This is a genomic window from Pelagibacterium sp. 26DY04 (genome assembly GCF_031202305.1).
Taxonomy (GTDB): domain Bacteria; phylum Pseudomonadota; class Alphaproteobacteria; order Rhizobiales; family Devosiaceae; genus Pelagibacterium.
The window spans coordinates 1,892,672-1,907,483 of record NZ_CP101731.1; the positions used below are offsets into that span (position 1 = coordinate 1,892,672).

The 14,812-nt window shown below is 60.6% G+C and carries 13 protein-coding genes; 10 read left to right on the forward strand and 3 right to left on the reverse strand.

Annotated elements, in window-relative coordinates:
* The first annotated feature begins 27 nt into the window (after positions 1-27).
* A complete protein-coding gene (locus NO932_RS09225) occupies positions 28-2,844 on the forward strand; it encodes a valine--tRNA ligase (protein ID WP_309210916.1) in 2,817 nt (938 codons plus the stop codon).
* Between the two features lie 246 nt (positions 2,845-3,090).
* Positions 3,091-4,254, forward strand: coding sequence for a tetratricopeptide repeat protein (locus NO932_RS09230; protein ID WP_309210918.1), 1,164 nt, complete (start codon positions 3,091-3,093; stop codon positions 4,252-4,254).
* A 19-nt stretch (positions 4,255-4,273) separates the two neighbouring features.
* On the opposite strand, the gene xth is transcribed toward NO932_RS09230, so the two are convergent.
* The 3 genes from xth to NO932_RS09245 all read right to left on the reverse strand — a co-directional run bounded on the left by xth (position 4,274) and on the right by NO932_RS09245 (position 6,156).
* Positions 4,274-5,080: an exodeoxyribonuclease III gene (xth, locus tag NO932_RS09235; protein ID WP_309210920.1), complete on the reverse strand. Its 807-nt coding sequence runs from the start codon at positions 5,078-5,080 to the stop codon at positions 4,274-4,276.
* Positions 5,081-5,092: 12 nt separating this feature from the next.
* Positions 5,093-5,704 (reverse strand): LysE family translocator, encoded by a 612-nt coding sequence (locus NO932_RS09240; RefSeq protein ID WP_309210922.1) that lies wholly within the window; start codon positions 5,702-5,704, stop codon positions 5,093-5,095.
* A gap of 101 nt (positions 5,705-5,805) precedes the next feature.
* The gene (locus NO932_RS09245; protein WP_309161310.1) at positions 5,806-6,156 is read right to left on the reverse strand and encodes an iron-sulfur cluster assembly accessory protein; all 351 of its coding nucleotides are present in this window, start codon (positions 6,154-6,156) and stop codon (positions 5,806-5,808) included.
* Positions 6,157-6,231: 75 nt separating this feature from the next.
* Here NO932_RS09245 and NO932_RS09250 point away from each other — a divergent pair, with 75 nt between their 5' ends.
* The 8 genes from NO932_RS09250 (at position 6,232) to tatC (ending at position 14,794) form a co-directional block, all read left to right on the forward strand.
* Positions 6,232-7,413 carry a deoxyguanosinetriphosphate triphosphohydrolase gene (locus NO932_RS09250; RefSeq protein WP_309210924.1) on the forward strand — a complete coding sequence of 394 codons (1,182 nt, stop codon included), beginning with the start codon at positions 6,232-6,234 and terminating at the stop codon, positions 7,411-7,413.
* A gap of 40 nt (positions 7,414-7,453) precedes the next feature.
* The gene (gene argS, locus NO932_RS09255) at positions 7,454-9,205 is read left to right on the forward strand and encodes an arginine--tRNA ligase (protein WP_309210926.1); all 1,752 of its coding nucleotides are present in this window, start codon (positions 7,454-7,456) and stop codon (positions 9,203-9,205) included.
* Positions 9,206-9,288: 83 nt separating this feature from the next.
* Complete coding sequence (locus NO932_RS09260) at positions 9,289-11,313, forward strand: hypothetical protein (RefSeq protein ID WP_309210928.1); 2,025 nt, start codon at positions 9,289-9,291, stop codon at positions 11,311-11,313.
* An 80-nt stretch (positions 11,314-11,393) separates the two neighbouring features.
* Positions 11,394-12,185, forward strand: a complete 792-nt coding sequence (locus NO932_RS09265; protein ID WP_309211014.1) for a ScpA family protein — start codon at positions 11,394-11,396, stop codon at positions 12,183-12,185.
* Positions 12,182-12,838, forward strand: a complete 657-nt coding sequence (gene scpB / locus NO932_RS09270; protein ID WP_309161304.1) for an SMC-Scp complex subunit ScpB — start codon at positions 12,182-12,184, stop codon at positions 12,836-12,838. The genes NO932_RS09265 and scpB overlap by 4 nt, the downstream gene beginning before the upstream one ends.
* Positions 12,839-12,985: 147 nt before the next feature.
* A complete protein-coding gene (tatA, locus tag NO932_RS09275) occupies positions 12,986-13,222 on the forward strand; it encodes a twin-arginine translocase TatA/TatE family subunit (RefSeq protein WP_309161303.1) in 237 nt (78 codons plus the stop codon).
* A 42-nt stretch (positions 13,223-13,264) separates the two neighbouring features.
* Positions 13,265-13,963 carry a Sec-independent protein translocase protein TatB gene (tatB, locus tag NO932_RS09280; protein WP_309210929.1) on the forward strand — a complete coding sequence of 233 codons (699 nt, stop codon included), beginning with the start codon at positions 13,265-13,267 and terminating at the stop codon, positions 13,961-13,963.
* Positions 13,964-13,966: 3 nt separating this feature from the next.
* Entirely contained in the window at positions 13,967-14,794 is an 828-nt protein-coding gene (tatC, locus tag NO932_RS09285; protein ID WP_309210930.1) for a twin-arginine translocase subunit TatC, read from the forward strand.
* The last annotated feature ends 18 nt before the right edge of the window (positions 14,795-14,812 follow it).

The following is a 14,812-nucleotide window of genomic DNA, read 5'->3' on the forward strand; positions in this document are numbered from 1 at the left end:
CATCAAGTGTGACAGGTATCGGCAAAGATGATCGAAAAGACCTACGAACCGTCTTCGGTTGAGGGGCGCATTTACCAGGCCTGGGAGGAAGCGGGAGCCTTCAAGGCTGGGGCGGGCAGCAGGCCTGGAGCGGAGAGCTATTCGATTGTCATTCCGCCGCCCAACGTGACCGGCTCGCTCCATATCGGCCATGCGCTCAACAACACCATCCAGGACGTGCTGATCCGCTTCGAGCGCATGCGCGGCAAGAACGTGCTCTGGCAGCCGGGTACCGACCACGCGGGCATTGCGACCCAGATGGTGGTCGAGCGGCAGATGATGGAGCGGCAGGAGCCGGGGCGACGCGAGATCGGCCGCGAGAAATTCCTGGAAAAGGTCTGGGAGTGGAAGGCGGAGAGCGGGGGAACGATCCTTAATCAGCTCAAGCGCCTGGGTGCTTCGTGCGATTGGTCGCGCGAGCGGTTCACCATGGACGAAGGGCTTTCCGAAGCGGTTCTGCGTGTGTTCGTGGAGATGTACCGCAAGGGGTTGATCTACCGCGCCAAGCGACTGGTCAACTGGGACCCGCGGTTCGAGACGGCGATCTCGGATATCGAGGTGGAGAATACCGAAGTCAACGGCCATATGTGGCATTTCAAATATCCGCTGGCCGACGGTGAGACCTACACCTATGTGGAGAAAGATGCCGACGGGAACGTGATCTTCGAGGAAGAGCGCGACTACATCTCGATCGCCACGACGCGCCCCGAAACCATGCTGGGCGACGGTGCCGTCGCCGTGCATCCCGACGACGAGCGCTATGCGCCGATCGTTGGCAAGATGTGCGAAATTCCGGTGGGGCCGAAGGAGCATCGCCGGCTGATTCCTATCATCACCGACGAATATCCCGATCCCACATTCGGCTCGGGTGCGGTCAAGATCACCGGCGCGCATGACTTCAACGACTACGAAGTGGCTCGGCGCAACAATATTCCGATGTACTCGCTGCTCGACACCAAGGCCACCCTGCGGGCCGATGGGGCGCCGTATGCCGAGCAGGCGAAGATCGCTCAGGCGATCGCGCGCGGCGAGATCGAATTCGACGATGAGACCACGACCGCGATCAATATCGTGCCGGACGAATATCGCGGCCTGGACCGCTATGAAGCGCGCAAGCGTATCGTTGCCGACATCGATGCCGAAGGGCTGATGGTCAAGGTCGAAGACAAGAAGATCATGCAGCCGTTCGGGGACCGCTCGAAAGTGGTGATCGAGCCGTTCCTGACCGACCAATGGTTCGTCAAGGCCGACGTGCTGGCGCAGCCGGCGATCGCCTCGGTGCGTGAAGGGCGGACCAAGTTCGTGCCCAAGAGCTGGGAGAACACCTATTTCAACTGGATGGAGAACATACAGCCTTGGTGTATCTCGCGCCAGCTCTGGTGGGGGCACCAGATTCCGGCTTGGTACGGTCCCGATGGCGAGGTCTTCGTCGACTATGACGAGGCGGGAGCTCGCAGGGCGGCTGAGGCTCACTACGGCGAGGCCGTAGAGCTGACGCGCGACGAAGACGTGCTGGACACCTGGTTTTCGTCCGGGCTCTGGCCTTTTTCGACCATGGGCTGGCCCAAGGAGACCGACGCGCTCAAGGCCTACTATCCGACATCGACGTTGGTCACCGGGTTCGACATCATTTTCTTCTGGGTTGCCAGAATGATGATGCTGGGTCTTGAATTTACGGGTGAAGAACCTTTCGAGACGATCTATGTGCATGCGCTGGTCCGCGACGAGAAGGGCCAGAAGATGTCGAAGTCGAAAGGCAACGTCATCGATCCGTTGGAACTGGTCGACGCCTATGGCGCGGATGCAACGCGGTTCACGCTGGCGGCAATGGCGGCGCAGGGTAGGGACCTCAAGCTTGCCACCTCGCGGGTGGAAGGCTACCGGAACTTCGTCACCAAGCTCTGGAACGCGGCGCGGTTCCTCGAGATGAACGAATGCGTGCGGGTCGAAGGATTCGATCCGGCGGCGCTCTCGGATTCGCTCAATCAATGGATTGCAGGCGCGACGTCGCGGGCCGCGGCGAATGTGACGCGGGCGATCGAGGACTACAAATTCAACGAGGCTGCCAATCACGCCTATGATTTCGTGTGGGGTACGTTCTGCGATTGGTTCGTGGAACTGGCCAAGCCAACTCTTTCCGGCGACGACGCGGCGGCCAAGGCCGAAACACGCGCGACGGCGGCCTGGGCGCTGGATCAGATCCTCAAAATGCTGCACCCATTCATGCCGTTTGTGACCGAAGAGCTGTGGGCGGAAACCGGCAAGGTTGGTCCGGCGCGGGATGGATACCTGATGCTGTCCGACTGGCCCGAACTGGACGCCATCGCCTATCCGGCGGCAGAAGCCGAACTCAATTGGCTGATCGAGGTGATTTCGGCGATTCGTTCGGTGCGCACCGAAATGAACGTTCCTGCCGGTGCGAAGGTGCCGCTGGTGGTCGTCGGCGCGAATGAGGCGACGGTGAAGCGCATCGCATCCCATGGGGCGGCGATCGAGAGGCTCGCGCGCGTTTCGACAATCGAGACTGATGCGACCATTCCGCAAAACTCGGCGCAGTTCGTCGTTGGCGAAGCCAATTGGGGGCTTCCGCTTGCAGATCTCATCGATATTTCCGCCGAACGGCAGCGGCTGGACAAGGACGTGAAAAAGCTCGACGGCGAAATTGGCGGGTTGCAAAAAAAGCTTGGAAACGAGCAGTTTCTCGCCAAGGCGCCAGAGGAAATCATCGAGGAGCAGAAGGAGCGTTTAGCCGAGGCGCAAGCGCGACGGGAGAAGCTTCGCCAGGCGCTCGATAGCCTCTCTTGAGAGAGGTAAGCCGTGCTCTTGTGACAATTTTGCTACATGCGCATAAGACTCGTGACCGCGGATTGCGCGGTCACGGTTTGCTAAGGGACTGCGCCACAATCTTACCCTAAACCAGCCGGACAACGGATGGTGGTGGGCGGATATGGCGATATGGGGCGCAGTGTGTTGCGCTTTCAAAACGCCTATGCCTGCCAGTCAGGCCCGGATGCGGAAGGACTTTCCGTCGGCGGGCAAGGAGCAGGGTAGATGACGACCGGCACAGTCCATTGCAGTGATTTTTCGGCCCTCGCGGCTGAAAATCTGGCCGTTCGCGCAAAAAGCCTTTGCTTTAATGCGGACACAATGGACCGCTATTCTGCCTCCAATGACGTAAAGGGACCGCCAGTCGCGGTCCAGGTGGCGAGCGGCGCTATTCGGTGCATCACGATGGCCGAACGGGCGCAGCGGGCCGCCAGAACAAAAAACAATATAAAAAGCAACAGGGTGGCGGCGGACGCACGATCTGCCGGCCATTTCGATACGGTAAAGTTTCCCGGCTACGCGGCGGGCGCGCTAGAGCATGCGCGACAGGCGCTGGTGCGGGGCGCGAGAAGGTGTGTGATGTCCAGTGTAAGGAGTGCCGCGTTCGCTCTGACTGCGGCCTGTTCGGCTTTACTTGCGATCGGCGGGGCGTTGCCAGCTCAAGCGCAAAGCGCGCTCGACGCGGCCCAGGAACTCGCTCAGATGCTCGATGGTGCCAATGCCACCGAGTTGAGCGGCGACAACCTGGTTTCGGCGCTTGAGGGTGCGGCATCTGCCGGCCAGCCGATCGCGCTGTGGCAGCTTGGAACCATGTATGAAACCGGGGCGGGCGTCGAAAAAGATCCGGCCAAGGCTTTCCAGTATTTTTCGCGCATCGCCAATGAGAATGCCGACGCGCCCCCAAGTTCGCTGGATGCAGACATTGTCGCGCAATCCTTCGTCAAGATCGGTGATTATTTTATGCATGGGGTGCCCGGTGCGGGCATTCCGCAAGATGCCTCACGCGGGCACACGTTGCTGATGCATGCGGCGACCTATTTCGGCGATGCCGATGCGCAGTACCGGGTGGGGATGTTGTACCTTACCCCTGACGAACTTGGCGTGAACCCGCTGCAAGGGGCCCGCTGGCTGTCATTGGCAGCCCGCAAGGGGCATCCGGGCGCCCAGGCGCGGCTCGGTGAACTGCTGGTCAAGGGCGAGGGAATTGTGGCGCAGCCGGCTGAGGGGCTGATGTGGCTCAATATCGCCTTGCGTGGAGCTCTGGGGACGCCCGATGAACGCTGGATCCGTGAATTGACCGATGCAGCAATGGCGAGCGCCGATCCAGCCGATGCCGAAGCAGCGCTGACGGCGGCCGACACCATTGGGGGGCAGTTCGCCGGATTTTAAGATCTCGGCCTGGGGAGTCTCAGGCCGCCTTCTTAGAGAACCCGACGAGAGCGAAATCGCCTTCGACCGGAACGTGGTCTGAAGGCTTGTCCCAGCCACGTGTATCCTTGTGAATCTTGACGCCGTTCAGCCGATCGGCTGCCTGAGGTGAAAGCAGCAGGTGGTCGATGCGGATACCGGCATTGCGACGCCATGCACCGGCCTGGAAATCCCAGAAGGTAAAGGCCTGCTCGTCGGTTGTGGCGCGCAAGGCGTCGGTGAGCCCGAGATTGACTAGCCGGCGCCATTTTTCAAGACTTTCAGGCCGGAAAAGGGCATCGCCCCACCAAGCCTTGGGGTCATGACAGTCACGGCCGGTGGGGATAAGATTGAAATCGCCCATGAGGATGAACGGCTCCTCATAAGCAAGACGCTGCTCGACAAAGTCGTAGAGCCTATCCATCCAGCCGAGCTTATAGGGAAATTTCTCGCTATCGACTGGATTGCCGTTGGGCAGGTAGATGTTGCAGACGCGGACCACGCCGCCGTCCTCAGTCGAAAACACGCCCTCGATCAGGCGGGACTGAGGATCCTCGTCATTTCCGGGCAGGCCGCGATGGACCTCATCGAAAGGAAGTTTGGACAGCAGAGCGACGCCGTTGAAGCTCTTTTGGCCGTAGGTCTCGACATTGTAGCCGCGCGACTCGAATTCGAGGCGCGGAAAGTTCTCGTCGAGGCATTTGATCTCCTGCAGGCCCACAATGTCGGGTTTCACCTCGTCCAGCCAGGCGAGAACGGCCTGTAGTCGCGCATTGATGCCATTGATGTTCCAGGTGGCGATGCGCATGCGATATTTCTCCTAACGATCGGACAAGGCGAGGCGCAGTCCGAGAATCCCGAAGGTTGCCGCGAAGCTGCGCCGAATCCATTTGAGCACGTTCGGCCGGGAGATGACATAGTCTCGCATGAGGGCGGCGCATGCTCCATAGCCGACGAAGGTGACAAAGGTTATCGCCATGAAGACGGCGGCGTGCAAGAGCATCGTCGCGGTCGCATTGGGGGCTTCGACCGAGACGAATTGAGGCAGGAAGGCGAGAAAGAACAGGCTGAGCTTGGGGTTGAGCACATTGATCAGCGCGCCGCTTATGGCCACCTTGGCCATGGGCACAGAGGCGCGATCAGCTTCCAAGCTCATGGCTCCACCCGAGCGCAGCATCGTCCAGGCCATATACAGCAAATAGGCAACGCCAAGGTATTTGAGGAGCTGAAAGGCCAGGGCACTGGTGTGGAAAATCGCGGCAAGGCCGACAATCGAAGCCAACGCGGCAGGAATGATGCCCAATGTGCAGCCGAAGGCGGCAGCAATCGAGGCTCTAAAGCCGCGCCCCAATCCGATCGCCAAGGTGTAAAGCACGCCAGTTCCTGGCAAAAGGCAGACAATCAAGGCCGTAATCAGGAATTCGGTGGTCATTATTGCTTCCTCCATAGCGTCTGGCATTTACCAGTTCCACCAGGACGAAGAAGGCATGGCCGATCCGACGGGGCAACCCGAAAACTACAGTACTCCGCGCATCAAACAGCGAAACTGGTGCCGCAGCCGCAGGACGCAATGGCGTTGGGATTCTTGATCTGGAAGGACTGGCCGATCAGATCGTCCACGAAGTCGATTTCGGCTCCGCCCATAAACTCAAGGCTCATCGAATCAATGTAGACGGTGGCCCCATCACGCGTGAGGACCAGATCGTCTTCGGTCGGCTCTTCCTTGACGAGGTTATATTCATATTGGAAGCCGGAGCAGCCGCCACCGGCAACAGAGATGCGCAGCACCGTGCCCGGTTCTTCCTTGGCCACGATGCGGTTGATGCGCTTGGCGGCCCGCTCTGTCAAAACGACTTGATTTGGTGCTAGTTGGGTATCGGTCATGACGCTCAAACGGTCTGCGATGGATTGTGGTTCAACTTAATATCGTAAGGCGACGATGAAAAGAGGCTCTCCCGCATGAGTGATATGCAGGCTCGCTACGCCGCCGATCCGGCGCAGACGCGGGGGCGGGTTTATCGTCCCAGCGCAAGCCCGACACGCAACGAGTTTCAGCGTGATCGCGACCGGATCATCCATTCCACGGCTTTTCGGCGGCTGCAGCATAAGACGCAGGTGTTTCTGCACCACGAGGGGCAGCACTTTCGCACCCGGCTGACCCATACGCTCGAGGTGAGCCAAATTGGACGCTCGATCGCACGAGCGCTGCGCCTCAACGAGGATCTGGCCGAGGCCGTAGCGCTTGCCCATGATCTGGGGCACACACCATTCGGTCATGCCGGCGAACGGGTGCTGGCCGAGAAGATGGCGCCCTGGGGCGGGTTCGATCACAATGTGCAGGCGCTGCGTGTCGTGACCTTGATCGAGAACCGATATGCCGATCATGACGGGCTGAACCTGACATGGGAGACGCTCGAAGGCATACTGAAGCATAACGGACCAGTGGTGGGCGGAGCCTCCAAGCATGGGCAGGATATTGGAGCGGCGCTAGCCGAGATTCCGGCAAGCTGTGGCTTAATGCCGGAAACTTATGCCAGCCTCGAGGCGCAGGTCGCGGCGATTGCCGACGACATCGCCTATAATGCCCATGACATCGACGATGCCGCTCGGGCGGGTCTGCTGACGATCGAAGATCTGGTGGATGTGCCGTTGGTGGGGACGATTGCGCGCGAGGTGTTGGATCTCTGGCCGCTTCTCGATCGCAAGCGACAGATGCATGAGGTGCAGAGGCGGTTGATCACGCGAACCATTGAAAGCGTTATTGCGGAAGGCGCCGAAAGGATCGCCGAGACAGACCTCAAGAGTGCCGACGATGTGCGCCAGGCCGGCCGAATGCTGATCGGGTTCCCTGCCGAAATGGCGGCGGGAGAGGCTGAACTCAAGCGTTTCCTTTTTGCCAAGGTTTATCGCGACGAACGCGTGATGGTGCCGGTGCGCGAGAGTGAAGCCGTTGTCGAGCGTCTGTTCGATGCGTATATGGCCGAGGGCGATATGCCGGGACGCTGGGGGGCCGCGTTTCGGAGCGCTGCCGACCAAGCGAAGCAGGCGAGGGTGGTTGGCGACTTCGTTGCCGGCATGACCGACCCTTTTGCGCTCGACGAATATTCCCGCTTGTTTGACGAGCGCCCCGATTTCCGTTAACGCCACGCCCTGATTTCCAGTTAGACCGCAGGTTCCTCCCATGGATGTGTTTGCCCTTTTTGAAGGGCGCGTCGCCGATGCGCTGAAAGCGAGCTTTCCCGAGCTGGCAGACAATGCCGAGCTTTTATCGCGCGTGGTTGTGGAGCCGCCGCGCGATGCAGCCCATGGCGACCTTTCCACCAATGCAGCCATGGTGGTGGCCAAGCCTCTGGGCAAGAACCCGCGCGAAATCGCAACAGCGCTGGCCGGGTATTTTTCTCGGGATGCTGATGTAGCGTCGGTGGACGTCGCCGGACCGGGGTTCATCAATTTCCGGCTGCAGCCCGATGTGTGGTACAAGGTGCTGGCTTCGGTCGCCGAGTTGGGCGCCGATTTCGGCCGCGCCGATGTTGGCAAGGGCGAAAAGGTCAATGTCGAATACGTGTCGGCCAATCCGACCGGGCCGATGCATGTGGGGCATACGCGCGGTGCGGTGTTCGGCGATGCGTTGGCTTCGCTGCTGGCTTATGCCGGCTATGAGGTGACGCGGGAATACTACATCAACGATGCGGGGTCGCAGGTCGACACCCTGGCGCGGTCTGCCTACCTTCGCTACCGCGAGGCGCTTGGTGAGACGATAGAAATTCCGTCCGGGTTCTATCCGGGGGATTATCTCGTGCCGGTGGGGCGGTCGCTCGTGACCGAGTTCGGAAACAGCCTGTTGGACAAGCCGGAAGACATATGGATGCCTCCGGTCAAGCAGCACGTTCTTGCCGCCATGATGGAGCTGATCAAGGCGGACCTCAAGAAACTCAATATCGAGCACGATGTGTTCTTTTCCGAAAAAACTCTTCACGGGCAGGGTGGCGACATCGACCTCACCCTGGACTGGTTGCGTGAGCAGGGGCTGGTCTATGAAGGTCGGCTCGAGCCGCCGAAGGGCAAGACACCTGAAGATTGGGAAGATCGTGAGCAGACGCTGTTCCGTGCCACGGCATTCGGGGATGATGTGGACCGGCCGCTGATCAAGTCGGACGGAAGCTACACCTATTTCGCTGCCGATATCGCCTATCACCGCAACAAGGTGATGCGCGGGTTCACGACCCTGATCGACGTTCTTGGCGCCGATCATGCGGGTTACGCGACGCGCATCCAGGCTGCGGTGAAGGCTGTTTCAGGTGGCAAGGCCACGGCCGACGTGAGGTTCTGTCAGCTCGTCAAACTGCTGCGCAATGGCGAACCTGTCAAAATGAGTAAGCGTTCCGGGGATTTGGTGTCGCTTGCTGATGTTGTCGATGAAGTTGGCGTGGATGCCACCCGGTTTATGCTGCTGTTCCGCCGCAACGATGCACCGCTTGACTTCGACTTCGCGCTGGTCAAGGAGCAGACCAAGGACAATCCGGTGTTCTATGTGCAATATGCCCATGCCCGGACCTACTCTGTTTTCCGCAATGCGGAACGCGACCTGCCGGAGCTCGATATTTCACAGGAAGCATTGCGGAGGGCCGATCTCAAGCGGCTTGCGACGGCAGAGGAGATCGAGATCATCCGCATGCTTGGCTCCTGGCCGCGCCAGGTAGCTGCGGCGGCCCGGGCACACGAGCCGCATCGACTTGCGTTTTACTTGCATGAACTGGCCGCTCAATTCCATGCCTTCTGGGGCAAGGGCAAGGAAGACCCGAGCTTACGCTTTGTTAACGACGAAGACGCGACACTGACGCTGGCTCGACTCGCGCTTGTGGATGGTGTGCGCCGGGTGCTCAGCAATGGGCTTGAACTTCTGGGCGTTAGCGCACCGCAAGAGCTTTCATAATTACGGCGCATTGCTGTGGATAGTTCTGCGCACTGCTCAAGGGAAGGGCAAGTTAAAGCCGAATACTTTTGGGGCGCTGCTCTATGGACAATACCAAGCACAACCAGTCGGCCGCCGCGCAGGATTCCGACGATCTGATCGCGGAACTGGCGCGGCTGGTGGCGCAGGATGCGCGCAACACCTCGACCCGCAGCGATGCCTATCGGCGCGAAGAACCACAGTTTGCACCCGAACCGGAGCCTGCCGAGCCGGTGCAGAGCGACTTCGATCAGGCGGAGCAGAGCTTTGGCGTCCCGGACCGGGGCGAGCCGCAGGCAGAGCCTGAATGGGGAACCCGAGAGGAGACGCAGCAGGCCGATGATGAGCTTGCCGGATTCGATTTCGGGTTTGGCACCGCGCCACAACAAGGTGCCTCGACCTCACAGGATGACCCGATCGCCGAATTGATCGCTGATGCGGAAGTGGAGGCTTACGATCGCGATTTCTCGCAGGAAGCGCCCTCTTGGTCCGAAGATACCAGCCAAGAGCTGCAGCCTCAGGATGAAGAAGTCGCGTCGCAGCGCCATGACGATTTTACGGTTTCCGCGGTCACCCAGCCTTCGGTTTCGTACACGCACGACGGGGATCCGTTGAGCGAAATCGAGGCCCTGATCGGTGAGGCTGCTCGCGTCAATTCGGGTGATACTGGGTTTTCGGGGCGACGCGTCCGCTCGAGCTTTCTTGACGATACGCCAACCGACGAGGCTGTGAACGCAGCCGAATCCGCCATCCTGGCTGCCGCTGCCGCGACGGGGGCGACAGTGCGGCGCCACGAACCGGCTGTGGAGCCGGAAACGTGGCCGACGCCGCAGGAAGCTGCTCGGGACGAATTCCACTCCGAGCCGATGGCCGGCGACGGTGAGTTCACGCCTGCTGCTGAGCGCATACCCGATCCGCTGTTTGCCGCCTCCCGGGATGATGCGGCGCCGGAAACTCGGCAAGAAGACTACGAATACGGCGAGGAAGAGGTTGCATACGATACCGAGCGACCGCGGCGGCGGATCAACGGCTTCGTTCTTCCCATCGCCGCAGGCGTAGCCATCGTTGCGCTGATTGGTGGGGTGTACTTCACGTTCTTCTCCGGGCCGCCGGAGCCAGGCGAAGCGCCGGTGCTGACCGCTGATGCCCAACCGCTGAAGGAAGATGTCGAGCCGGCGCCGGACCAAACGGCTGCGAACGACTCCGTTGTTTTCAACGAAATCGAGGGCAACACAGCTGCACCCGAGGAAGAGGCGCTGGTGTCGCGAGACCAGACCGGTGGCGCGAGCGGCGCGGAAGTCGCGCAGGTTCTTGCCCCCGAGGAAGGCGAAACCGAACTCGCCAACCGCCCGGTGCGTACGGTGACTGTCCGTCCGGATGGAACCATCGTTCAGGCGGAGGATAGCGTGGCCGGTTCCAATGTCCTGCCGGTCGAACGCCCCGATGTACCTGCTGTGCCCAACAGCACGCTGACAGCCGACCCGATCGGGGAGGCGATCGCGGAAGCCATGGCGGGTGGGGAGACCGCCGCAGCAACGGGTGCCGAACAGGTGGCCGCGCTCAATGCGCCGGCCTCAGCGTTGGGCGATGCCGCGACGGGTGCGACGGCACAGGGAGCGACCACAGACCTGGGCGACGCTGCGACCGATGAAGCGACTGTGGTGGAAGGCGATGCCACGGCACCACGCCCAATTCCGCGGCCGGCTGGACTTACGGCGCCGACCAATACGGCAGCCAGTGCCGCGCCGGGTGCTCCAGCCCCCGCGGAGAGCACTGTGGCCCTGGCTCCGACGCAGGCACAAACCCCCGCCGCTCCAGCACCGGCGACTTCCACTCCTGCCAACGTCGGGGCGTGGGTGCAGTTGTCCTCCCAGCGCACCGAAGAAGACGCGCGCGGCGGCATTCCGACGCTGCAGGCCCGTTACGGGGCATTCTTTAATGGTGCGACACCGGAGGTGAGCCGTGTCGATCTGGGCGAACGCGGCATTTATTACCGGGTCCGACTGCCCCAGCCCACGCTCGCCGAGGCCAATTCGGTTTGCGGCGCGATACTGGCGCAGGGCGGAGACTGCTTTGTAATGGACAACTAGCTGACACACGGCTTGGCAACTTGACGAGTTCGAGGGGAGTGGCAATGCTGCTTCCCTCTTTGATTTTCCAGCAGCAGGTTATGGCTGAAGCTTTAGATCCATGGTTTGACGAAACGCCCGAGCGGGCGGAAGCGGCCGTGCTGCACGTGGATGTTGGCGGATACGAAGGCCCGCTCGACCTTCTGCTGGATCTTGCTCGGAAGCAGAAGGTCGACCTCTCAGGGATTTCGGTGCTGGCGCTGGCGGAACAATATCTGGCCTTCATCGAATCCATCCGACAGCAACGGATCGAGATCGCTGCCGATTATTTGGTGATGGCCGCTTGGCTTGCGTATCTTAAAAGCCGGCTAATGGTGCCGCAGCAAGGCGACGACGAAGAGCCGAGCGGCGAAGAAATGGCGGCGCTTCTGCAATTCAGGCTCGCCCGGCTGGAAGCCATGCGGGACGCGGCGGGACGGTTGCTCAACCGCCCCAGACTGGGTCGGGACGTTTTTGCGCGCGGTATGCCCGAGCCTGTCTCAATTACTCGCCATGCGCTGTGGGAAGCCGATCTTTACCAATTGCTGCGCGCCTATTCGGCTCAGCGGGAGCGGGGCATACCGGCTGAGTACTCGCCCTATCACCGGACGGTGTGGGCGCTGCAGGACGCGCGCGAAATCCTCGAGCGGCTGATCGGGCAGAGCTATGAATGGGTTTCGCTCGAGACCTATCTAGCCGAGTATCTGGCACGGCCGGAAGAAAGGGTGACGGCGATGGCGTCGAGTTTTGTCGCTTCGCTCGAACTTGTGCGGCTGGGGCAGGTGGAGTTGCGACAACAGCAGGCTTTTGCACCCTTGCTGGTGCGCCGGCGACAGGGGAGCCTGCCGCAATGAATGCAGAAGACGATTCTGTGATCAAGGAACGCAATCTGCGCATCCTTGAGGCCCTGTTGTTTGCTTCGGACGAGCCGGTCGATCTGAAAGCGGTAAAGCCGTTTCTGTCCGATGCCGCTGACGTCGATGCACTGATCGACGAATTGCAGGCTCAGTATGCGAGACGCGGGGTCAATCTCGTGCAGCGCGGATCGAAATGGGCGTTTCGCACCGCCGAAGACCTTAATTTTTTGCTCCGGCGCGAGGAAACCGATACCCGTCCGTTGTCACGGGCGGCGCTCGAGACGTTGTCGATCATTGCCTATCATCAGCCGGTGACGCGCGCCGAAATCGAAGAGGTGCGCGGGGTTTCCATCTCCAAAGGCACGCTCGATGTGCTCATGGAAGCGGGATGGGTTCGGATGCGGGGACGTCGGCGCACCCCTGGGCGGCCGGTGACCTACGGGACCACAGAAGGTTTTCTCGATCATTTCGGACTGGAGACACTCGGAGACCTGCCGGGGCTTGATGAACTCAAGGGGGCAGGGCTGCTTTCGAGCCGCGTGCCGTCGAGCTTTCAGGTGCCAATGCCGTTTGACGGTGCGTTGCGCGAGGATGAGGATCCGCTCGATCCGGATGATCCCGGCGAGACCGAGCGTGGATCCGAGGAGTGAAGGGACACGCGCATTTTACCGGGCATCCGCAATAACGCGGAGCCCGCGGTCGGTCAGTCCTTGTTTTCGCCAGCAATAATCAATATCTGTGAGCCGGAGAAACCGGTCGGCCGGTGCATGATCCGCGTCGACATCTAGGAGGTACACATGAATCCGGGACCTTGGGGACTTCTGATTATCGCGGTCGTAGTGCTGCTGCTGTTCGGGCGCGGCAAGATTTCCGGCCTGATGGGCGAAGTCGCCGGCGGCATCAAAGCGTTTCGCAAGGGCATGGCTGAAGAAGACACGCCCGACGACAAGCCTGTCGCAACTATCGACCAGAAGCCCGGCCAGGCTGAGCCTACGCTGAACCAGACCAAGGACGTCGAGCGCAAGGACGCCTGATCGTACCGGTTCGGCATTGGTTCCCAAAAAGGATAGATCCTGATGCTTGGCCTTGGCTGGAGCGAGATGCTGGTTATCGGCATCGTGATCCTCATCGTGGTGGGCCCGAAAGACCTGCCGGTGATGATGCGCAATATCGGCCGGATGATGGGAACTGTCCGGCGTATGAGCAACGAGTTCCGGCGCGAGATCGACAAAGCCATCGCCGCCGATGAGATACGCGAAGCCAAAAAGGCGATTTCGGACCCACTTCAGCAGACAAGCCAGGATATCACCCGCGAGTTCAACGCCTTGAGAAACGGCAAGGTGGAGCCGAGCGGCAAGCTTGCTCCCACTGAGCCGGGCAAGGAAAGCGTAGTGGATGAGATTCGCTCGCAAGCGGGCATGCCGCCCGTGCCGCCGGCTCAGACCTCGCCGGCTGCTGCGGCTTTGCGCGCAAAGGTGAGCGAAACCGTTGCCAAGCCGGCAAATGCAGTAACGAACACCGCTGAGGCCGCGCAACCGGGTGCCGCCAAACCCAAGATCAAGGCTGCTCGGCGGAATCCCGCAACTTCTACGACAAGCAAGTCTGCAAAACCCGCCGCCAAGTCATCGCGCGCCAAGACGGCCAAAGCTTCCACCGGGGAGGGCCAAACAGCGGCGGTAAAGGCTCCATCGAAATCGACCACCAAAAAATCTCCGGCGAAAAAGAAGGCTGCGAGCCGCGTCGAGAGCGCCGCGGATGTGGGGGGTGAGGGCTGATTCATGGCCGAAGCGCAGAAAAAGATCGCAGATCAATCGCCGGAAGATGAACTCAAGGGCAGCGAAGCGCCACTCATCGAGCATTTGGCGGAATTGCGGACGCGGCTGATCTATTCGGTCATCGCGCTGGCGGTGCTGTTTATCGCGTGCTTTTTCGTTGCCGACCACATCTACCAGTTTCTGCTCGGCCCGTTCATTGCTGCCGCTGGTGGTCCGGAAGCTGTGCACCTCATCTATACCGCGCCCCAAGAGTTCTTTTTCACGAAACTTTCCGTCGCGCTTTTTTCGGCGATCTTTCTAGCGTTCCCGGTCATCGCGTCCCAAGTCTACGCCTTTGTGGCGCCAGGGCTCTACAAGAACGAGCGCATGGCCTTCCTGCCTTACCTTATCGCCACGCCGATCTTTTTCGTGCTTGGGGGGGCAGTGGTCTACTACGGCATCATGCCCTTGGCGCTCGGCTTTTTCCTGGGCATGCAGCAGACCGATCCCAATGGCGTCACCATTGAAATGATGACGCGGGTCTCGGAATATCTCAGTCTGGTGATGACCCTGCTCCTGGCATTCGGCGTCTGCTTTCAGCTTCCGGTCATTCTGACGCTGCTGGCGCAGGTCGGTCTGATCGGAGTCGACCATCTCAGGCGCTGGCGCAAATACGCGATCGTTGCAATCGTCGTGATTGCGGGCTTTTTGACGCCCCCCGATCCGATTTCCCAGATCGGGTTGGCGCTCCCGTTGTTGGCGCTTTATGAACTTTCGGTGGTTTCAGTCCGGTTCATGGAGAAGCGTCGGCTGGCACGTGAGGCGGAGCTGGCGCGGGAACTGGAAACCTGAGCCTGCCTTGAGTTTCCG